We start from the raw sequence: 5,802 nt of genomic DNA, 5'->3' as shown, positions 1-5,802 counted from the left end.
TGTAAAAATCTGCTTTATTAACTGCTGCAACATCTACGGCTCTTGCTAAACATTGTTCTGCCTTTTTAAGATATTCTATTTTACCCGTGTTTTTAAAGTACCTGTTGTACTCTTGTGCAACCATACCAAAACTGGCAATTTGCATACTGTCTGGCTTTATTTTTGAGTTCCATAACTCATATTTTCTTGAAGTTGTTTTTTCTGCATCAACCTTTAAAAAAGCGTTATAATCTTTGGCATTTGTAATTGCTGAATTACCTTCTAAATTACAAGAAGCAAGCGTAATTAAGAGGGTAAATAAGGCTATATTTTTCATTTTATTAAATTTTGTAGAGTTAAATATAAGTTGAGAAAAGGGAGGTTAAACCTCCCTTTATGGCTATTGTAAATTAGTTTTCTGGAGTTCCTAAAAAAGGGAAATCTGTAGAAACTGTTGCTGTTAAACTAACACCATCTGATGTTAAACGAGGTAAATCTGCTGTACCATCACCATCTGTATCTTGACCACTAAAACGGTCTCCTTCTGCTCCTCCAAAAAGCAATATTAAAGACACATCAATAACATCATCTGTTATTAATCTTCCAGTTAAAGCAACTTCATCTCCATCTGGAACAAGAATTCTTCCATCACCATCATTATCTGTACCTGGATTAAAATATGTAGTTGGTAAGTTTGGAGCAACTTCTAATACATCTGCTGCTAAATAGCTAGTTAATGTTACTGCATCTAGACCTAAAATATTGTTCTCGTAGTTTACATCTGCAGGATCTGCTCCTAATAAATTAGCATAAACATCATGGTACTGCTCTAATCTAGCCTCAAAACCAGCCTGAAACATTGCACCCATTTCTGAAGGTACTGTAACATTTTGGGCATCTTTTACACTTGGTTGCCCATCTATATCATAAGACAAAACAGTGTTAATACCTGGTCTACCCATATGGTCTACCTGTGTGTATGTACCAGAAAAATCTGTTGCCTCTGGCTCCATATTCATATCTCCGTTATCATCATCAGAACAAGACGCTATAGTTAATGCCGCCCCAAAAGCTAAGGCAAGGTGTTTTATATTATATAATTTCATAATTGTAAGTTTTTAGTATTATTATTTTTTATTTGTAGTTACCCAAGTTTTATACACTTCTAAACCTAGAGCATTTGTAGCGGTAGTGGTACCCAACATAGTATTAGGAACTTCTATAGCAATAGACATTGTGTTGGCGCCATTAAAAGTATCTGTAGCTTCATCTGAAGCCTTAAAACCTTCTGGAGCCATACCACCTATTACAGCATTAAACTGTGTAAAGTCAAAAAAGAAAGCATCTTGTCTTGGACCAGCAAATAACTTAACACCATTAGATAGTTCCTCTATAGTTGCCGTAGCACCAGATATAGCAACAGACCCTAAAGGAGCATTTACCATAACTTCTCCATTTAAACCAGTAGAAGAAGGCTCTACAGGACCAAAAAAGTACATTTTACCATCTCTAGGTATTGCTTGTATTACCAAATCCTCTACCAAATCACCATCTCTATCAATATTTATTTCAGTTAATACACCTTCATCAAAAGAACCATAAGCTAAATCTGGTAAAACGTTAGTTTGTAGATCTACAACAAATACTGTATTGTCTGAACCAGTTGTTGGCTCAAAAGCATAAAAATCTGCAATATCTGCAGTTTGTCCTGTAGTAGAAGGCGCATCAATATGATCTGCCGCTACTAAAACTACACCCACTATTGCTAGTAAGTATACAACTAATAAATTTCTGTTTTTTCTCATTGTAGTATGTTTTAATTATAAATTCACCCCTACTTACGGAGCTTTAAAAAGTAGGGTTTGGTTTTTAATTGTTAAAATTTTGTTAAACAGAAATAAAGCATATATTACATCTATACAATATATAGTTTAGCAAAAAATTAAGTTATGAACCCGTCTGCTTCTGGTTGGATAGATAAGTTTGGACAAGTAGTTACTAATAGTAATGTTGTCTACACTAATTTTAATGACTTATACCGTAGTCTTTGCACTACAGGTTTTATATATGGAATTCACGTAAAATGGCTACAATTCATTCCAATTACACACACCCCTACAGAAGATGAAAATGCAAAAGCTAATCTAATTTCTGCCCTATATTTTACATATATATTAGAATATAAAGATTATAATTACGCTAATTTCATAAAAAAAACAACTCATTTTTATGAAGCTTTAGATGTAAACTCTAGCTTTTTTGATACGATTTTTACAGGATCTAAAGCAAGTAATAAATTAGAAGCTATTTTAAAATCTAGAGTATTTTTAGAGGAAAATTTAATTAATAAAACATTTGGAAGCTCTGTTACCAACACCTTACTTTTTGTTGATGTTTTACTTTTTAAGCGTTTTTTAACTGATGAAAAAGGCATAAAAAAATATGCAGAAGAGATAGAATATATCTTAATAAATCTTGTACATCACACCTTAAATTCTAAACAACAGCAAAAATATGATGAGCGTTTAAGTTATTTATTTATTGCTTCTTTATCATTTTTACCAGATGATTATCATCATTTTGATGCACATTACAGAGCGCGTTTAATTGATAAATTTACACCAGAAGTATATCAATATTTAATGGATATTGTATGCGTTACAGCATGGGAAGATTTAACTTTAGACTACCAAGAATCTGAGTTTGTTTTTAGCATTGCAAACGACCTAAATTTAGAACGAAAAAAGGTTAAAAAATCTATTAAAAAAGTAGCTGTTTTTTTTAAAGAAAACGCAAAGGAAATTCCGTATTTAAAAGATCATAATTTAGCCGAAAAATTTTATAATAACACCTCTAAATTTGCTAACAAATTAATACTAAGAAATAGCAAAAGGTTACAAAAAGAATTAGCTGAAAGTAAAGAATTGGTTGCGTTAATATCTAAATCTACCATTACAAATTTAAGTGTGGAAGAGAAGAGAAAAGTACAAAACCAACTGCTAGATATTTTTAAGAGTATACCTTCTTTAGCTATTTTTATGTTACCAGGAGGAGCTATATTGCTTCCTATTTTTATAAAATTAATTCCTAAATTACTACCATCTTCTTTTGATGAAAACAGGATTGAAGAATAAGCCTAAATTGCATAAAAAAAAACTAGTATAGATAAATCTTATACTAGTTTTTTTTATGTACTAATAAATTTAACACCAATATTTTAAAAAGGTTTACTCTAACCACAACTTAAAGTCTTTTACTTTTTCTCTACTTACTATAATTTCAGAATCATTATACTTATTTAATACCAGTTGAAGTCTAGAATTTGTGTAAGATACAATATCTTTTATATAGTTTACATTTACATAGAACTTACGACTAACCCTAAAAAAGTTTTTAGGTTCTAACTCAGATTCTAAATTTTCTAAAGTAATGTCTAGCAAATAATTTCTACCATCTGCAGTTGCTGCGTATGTACCTTTGTTCTCACTAAAAAAACATTCAATATCATCTGCGTTTATAATTTTTATATGCTGCCCTACTTTAACAGTAAATCGTTTTTTATACTCGCGTTCTATTGGGTTTACTAGTAGCTTTTTTATGTCTTCAAAATCTACTGATATTTTTGCGTTAGAAGCGGTCATATTTTTATACTTATTTACAGCAACTTCTAGCTCTTCATCATCTATTGGTTTAAGTAAATAATCTATGCTATTTAATTTAAAAGCTTGCAGTGCATATTCGTCATATGCAGTGGTAAAAATAATAGCACTTTTTACATCTACCTGTTCAAAAATTTCAAAAGATAAACCGTCTGATAATTGTATGTCTAAAAAAATTAAATCTGGGTGCTTATTCTCATTAAACCAAATTATAGATTCTTCAACCGAGTGCAACATTGTAGAAACTGTTACATCTAATTCTGCAAGTAATCTACTTAGTCTTCTTGCTGCTGGTTTTTCATCTTCAATAATAATTACATTCATTAGTTTGGTTATTTAGTTGTTGTTGGCAAAATAGAAAAAATCAATTTAATACTTCTATGCTATTTTATAAATTAAGGTTCTGTAATTTAAAACTACATGTATTTTACATCGTCATCCTGTTCCATATATTTTTCAATTTGTCTTTGTTCCCAATTTTTAAAAAACTGAAACTTATCTTTAAAAACATATAGTCCGTGGCAGGTTAACCCAAACAGCCAAAGTAATGGCATTACTGTCATATTAACATCTATCCAAACAGTTATGTTTTTTCCTACAGAAACCGAATCAAAAGAGAAGATATCAAACAGTTTAAATCTAATAATTAATACCACAATATTTACCACTAAAAACCAACCTAAATGATTGTAAAAATCTTTAATTTCTTTTACCTTTTTCTCTGCTCTTTCTAACTTACTTAATGGTGCTTTTTTCATCTTATTTCTTTTTTAAAAAGTCATCTGACTCCCTTTTTTCTTTTTCCATATACTTTTCAATCTGACGCTTTTCCCAATCTTTACTAAAAAATGGTAATGAGCCGTGAACTTTAGAGTAATGTGCTACTAAACCTATTCCCCAAAAAAATGGTGTAAAATATGTACCTATATTTAAAAATCCGTTCCAACCAGAACTAAAAATAACACTACCTACAATAAACAGGTTTACTAAAATAAACACCGTTAAATGAATGTAAAACCCTTTTAGTTCTTTTATTTTTTCTTTAGCTCTTTCTAGCTTTTCGTTTCTATATTGCTGATTATAATCTTCCATTACCTCCATTTTTTGTTGGTTTCTTCTTCCTCTTTCATTAATTGGTTAATTTTCTTTTGTTCCCAATCTTTACCCATAAAAGGGAAAATATTAAAAGCTTTAACCGCCTTAAATACAAGGCTAATACTTAAACCTAATACAACCCACAAAAACCAAGGATTACTAAATTCGTTAACGTAATAGTTAATTGCAGCTACTACAGCTACAGTAAAAGCAGATGATATTACTTTGTTGTAAAACTCTTTTTCTTCCTTTACACGCTCTTTGGCTCTTGTGTATTTATCTTCGTTAGTATTAATCTCCATAGTTGTATTTTTAGTTGGTTAGTTATTTCTCTTAAAATTTATCGTCTTCCATATACTCTTTAATCTTGCGGTTTTCCCAGTTTCTACCAAATAAAGGGTTATAACCAAAGGCTTCCATACCGTGAGCTGCTAAACCTAACCCCCAACCAAAGGCAGGGAATACCGACCAAGGAAAATCTGTTGTTTGGTAGTTTAACCATATTAAAAACGGAATTACAAAACAGTATGATACTAAGTTGTATGTAAATCCTTTTATTTTTTCTACTCTCTCTTTTGCTCTTTGATAGCGTTTTTCGTCTAAATGTACTTTTTGTGTTTCCATAGTTGATACTTGTTTGGTTAAGATTGGCAAGTGCACACTAAATTCTGTTGCGTCTTTGTTGATGATTACTGTTCTGTCTGTTAACATTTGGTAGCGTTGGTGTATGTTTTTAAGCCCTACTCCACTACTCTTTTTAACTACTTTTTTTTCTTGTAAATTATTACTCACAATTAGCATACTATCTACTTCTTCAACCTTTAGGTGCAAAGGCTTGTTAGACGATACTATGTTGTGCTTTACCGCATTCTCTAACAATAATTGTAGTGATAATGGTATTATTTTGGCATCTGGATTACTACTTTTTTCTGGTACATCAAAAACAATACTATCCTCAAACCTCATTTTTAGTAAGCGTATGTATGTTTTTGCAAATTTTAACTCCTCGTCTACTGTAACCAAATCTTTATTCTTCTGCTCTAAAACATACCTATATACTTTAGATAAT

General features: G+C 30.7%; 8 protein-coding genes and 1 pseudogene. 1 reads left to right on the top strand and 8 read right to left on the bottom strand.

The window, feature by feature from the left end:
* The 3 genes and pseudogenes from ABJD66_RS09695 to ABJD66_RS09685 all read right to left on the bottom strand — a co-directional run.
* A pseudogene (locus ABJD66_RS09695) lies at positions 1 to 316 on the bottom strand (hypothetical protein); the annotation flags it as partial.
* 73 nt (positions 317 to 389) lie between these two features.
* A complete protein-coding gene (locus ABJD66_RS09690; protein ID WP_348130898.1) occupies positions 390 to 1,085 on the bottom strand; it encodes a hypothetical protein in 696 nt (231 codons plus the stop codon).
* Positions 1,086 to 1,106: 21 nt separating this feature from the next.
* Positions 1,107 to 1,784, bottom strand: a complete 678-nt coding sequence (locus ABJD66_RS09685) for a DUF4331 family protein (RefSeq protein WP_348130895.1) — start codon at positions 1,782 to 1,784, stop codon at positions 1,107 to 1,109.
* 144 nt (positions 1,785 to 1,928) lie between these two features.
* Between ABJD66_RS09685 and ABJD66_RS09680 the strand changes: the two genes are divergently transcribed.
* Positions 1,929 to 3,113 carry an LETM1-related biofilm-associated protein gene (locus ABJD66_RS09680; protein WP_348130892.1) on the top strand — a complete coding sequence of 395 codons (1,185 nt, stop codon included), beginning with the start codon at positions 1,929 to 1,931 and terminating at the stop codon, positions 3,111 to 3,113.
* Positions 3,114 to 3,206: 93 nt separating this feature from the next.
* Here ABJD66_RS09680 and ABJD66_RS09675 read toward each other — a convergent pair whose 3' ends face one another.
* The 5 genes from ABJD66_RS09675 to ABJD66_RS09655 all read right to left on the bottom strand — a co-directional run.
* Positions 3,207 to 3,962, bottom strand: coding sequence for a LytTR family DNA-binding domain-containing protein (locus ABJD66_RS09675; RefSeq protein ID WP_100896344.1), 756 nt, complete (start codon positions 3,960 to 3,962; stop codon positions 3,207 to 3,209).
* 92 nt (positions 3,963 to 4,054) lie between these two features.
* Positions 4,055 to 4,396 carry a 2TM domain-containing protein gene (locus ABJD66_RS09670; RefSeq protein WP_100896345.1) on the bottom strand — a complete coding sequence of 114 codons (342 nt, stop codon included), beginning with the start codon at positions 4,394 to 4,396 and terminating at the stop codon, positions 4,055 to 4,057.
* A gap of 1 nt (position 4,397) precedes the next feature.
* The gene (locus ABJD66_RS09665) at positions 4,398 to 4,739 is read right to left on the bottom strand and encodes a 2TM domain-containing protein (protein ID WP_348130888.1); all 342 of its coding nucleotides are present in this window, start codon (positions 4,737 to 4,739) and stop codon (positions 4,398 to 4,400) included.
* Entirely contained in the window at positions 4,730 to 5,035 is a 306-nt protein-coding gene (locus tag ABJD66_RS09660) for a 2TM domain-containing protein (protein WP_348130885.1), read from the bottom strand. Before ABJD66_RS09660 ends, ABJD66_RS09665 begins: the two co-directional genes overlap by 10 nt.
* Positions 5,036 to 5,066: 31 nt before the next feature.
* On the bottom strand, positions 5,067 to 5,802 hold a 736-nt coding region (locus tag ABJD66_RS09655; RefSeq protein WP_348130882.1), incomplete at its 5' end, for a 2TM domain-containing protein.

Source organism: Cellulophaga sp. (assembly GCF_039943695.1).
Classification (GTDB): domain Bacteria; phylum Bacteroidota; class Bacteroidia; order Flavobacteriales; family Flavobacteriaceae; genus Cellulophaga.
Note: the sequence above shows the minus strand (reverse complement) of the source record. Positions and strands in the feature narration are given on the sequence as shown.

What these genes read in the sequence shown, in the direction of transcription:
- ABJD66_RS09690 (WP_348130898.1), bottom strand. Translation starts at nt 1,085, where the DNA reads ATGAAATTATATAATATAAAACACCTTGCCTTAGCTTTTGGGGCGGCA.
- ABJD66_RS09685 (WP_348130895.1), bottom strand. Translation starts at nt 1,784, where the DNA reads ATGAGAAAAAACAGAAATTTATTAGTTGTATACTTACTAGCAATAGTG.
- ABJD66_RS09680 (WP_348130892.1), top strand. Translation starts at nt 1,929, where the DNA reads ATGAACCCGTCTGCTTCTGGTTGGATAGATAAGTTTGGACAAGTAGTT.
- ABJD66_RS09675 (WP_100896344.1), bottom strand. Translation starts at nt 3,962, where the DNA reads ATGAATGTAATTATTATTGAAGATGAAAAACCAGCAGCAAGAAGACTA.
- ABJD66_RS09670 (WP_100896345.1), bottom strand. Translation starts at nt 4,396, where the DNA reads ATGAAAAAAGCACCATTAAGTAAGTTAGAAAGAGCAGAGAAAAAGGTA.
- ABJD66_RS09665 (WP_348130888.1), bottom strand. Translation starts at nt 4,739, where the DNA reads ATGGAGGTAATGGAAGATTATAATCAGCAATATAGAAACGAAAAGCTA.
- ABJD66_RS09660 (WP_348130885.1), bottom strand. Translation starts at nt 5,035, where the DNA reads ATGGAGATTAATACTAACGAAGATAAATACACAAGAGCCAAAGAGCGT.